Source organism: Xanthovirga aplysinae (assembly GCF_009711365.1).
GTDB classification, from domain to species: Bacteria; Bacteroidota; Bacteroidia; order Cytophagales; family Cyclobacteriaceae; genus Xanthovirga; species Xanthovirga aplysinae.
In genome coordinates this window covers 548-2,045 of the sequence record NZ_SMMB01000513.1, presented here as the reverse complement: position 1 = coordinate 2,045, position 1,498 = coordinate 548, and the positions used below count along the sequence as shown (strand labels likewise).

Here is a 1,498-nt window from a genome sequence, read left to right as displayed (position 1 = left end):
TATTGCTATCGCTCAATTGAAGAAAGAAAAGAAATTAATTGAGAATAGGATTCACGATAAGATAAAATTCCTCAATAATCATAGTGGAATCAGATCATGGAAAATAAAAACGATTAATTAAAATCAACGCTTGGTTTCAAAGCAATGAAGACGGTGTATGGGACCATCAAAAAGGATTTTGAAACTTTCCGTATGTTTCGAAAGCATCAATTTGATAAATGGGGTTAATTCCCTGAGAATTTGAAAGGTAGATTGAAGGAAGAAATCCGTTTAATTAAAAGACAATTTAACTTGTACTAATCACTTAATTTTTAGGGAACAGAGACTTGGAAGGAAAAAATATTGGCCTTATTGAATCTTTGCAACAGAGCCGCTTTGCTGTAGTTGTAGATTTTACGTCCCCTCCTTTTTGATTTGAAATCGCAATTTTTTTTTTGTTTTCTCTCGTATCATTTCTTTATAACCGTATTTTTCCAAAACCGTTGATAATCGACGGAGGTGATCATTGTTTATTTTGCGATTATCTGATAGTGCCTTAGGTAGGGATCCATGTGTTATCTCACTTTCTTTTTCGAGAGCATTTTGAGAAAGAGCACGATTACTTCTAAAAAATTCTACAATTATATCATGCGAAAGTGTCATACCTTAACACGTTTAGGTCTATTCAAAGGTAGGAGAAAAAAATAAAATGCCAAATATTAATGACTTTTTATTTTCATTGAAATCATTTAATTGACAATGTTTTTTTTATAAAAAGAACTGCCTCTTTTTTTTCATCTAAAATATTAGAAGATTCTTTTTTTTATTTTCTTATATTTTATTTATAAATAAGGTGTAGAGCTTAATAAAGCTACAAATTCAGGGTTAAAAAACTACAAATTCAGGGTTAGTACGATTTATTAAAACTACTAAATTAGGGTAAAATACCTTTAGAAAAACTACAAATTCAGGGTTAAAAAACTACAGTTTTTTTTTAATGTAGTTTTTTTTAATGTGATTTTTTTATTATTAACTCTTGGTTATTTATTTTCCTCCCTGCTTTGATATAAAGAGAGCTAACTTCTCTTTTATACTTTTTCTTTAACTAGGTATATTGCATTATTCTATCGGTGTAATAATTGTTTTAAATATTCATAATAAATTGAACCTTGGGAAAACTTTCAGTCACATTTGTTAAAAATTAAATATCAGTGGTTTATATTTTCCCTAACCAAACTAAGGGCCAATTTTGTTTGAAGCCAATTTGTGATTAAAAGTAAATAATATGGCTTTAATCCTTATTTGAATGGGTTTTTAGTTTTTTGCTCATTATCCATATATAGCCTTTAATTGCTTAAAAACGCATCTTCATGCTCCCGTTCGGGATCCTTTCTATCCTATATTTTCTCATGCCTCTTTTGCTACAAGGGAATTTGTGCAACTTCGGCCATTTCTATCCCTATTTTTTGAAATGTAGTGCCTAGACCGTTCTCTTGCCGTTAATCAATTCTCCAAACAT

Annotated in this window: 1 protein-coding gene; it reads right to left on the bottom strand. The window is 29.6% G+C overall.

What is annotated here, in order from left to right:
* Nucleotides 1–393 precede the first annotated feature (393 nt).
* The gene (locus E1171_RS02250) at nucleotides 394–642 is read right to left on the bottom strand and encodes a hypothetical protein (RefSeq protein WP_155203661.1); all 249 of its coding nucleotides are present in this window, start codon (nucleotides 640–642) and stop codon (nucleotides 394–396) included.
* Nucleotides 643–1,498: the final 856 nt, after the last annotated feature.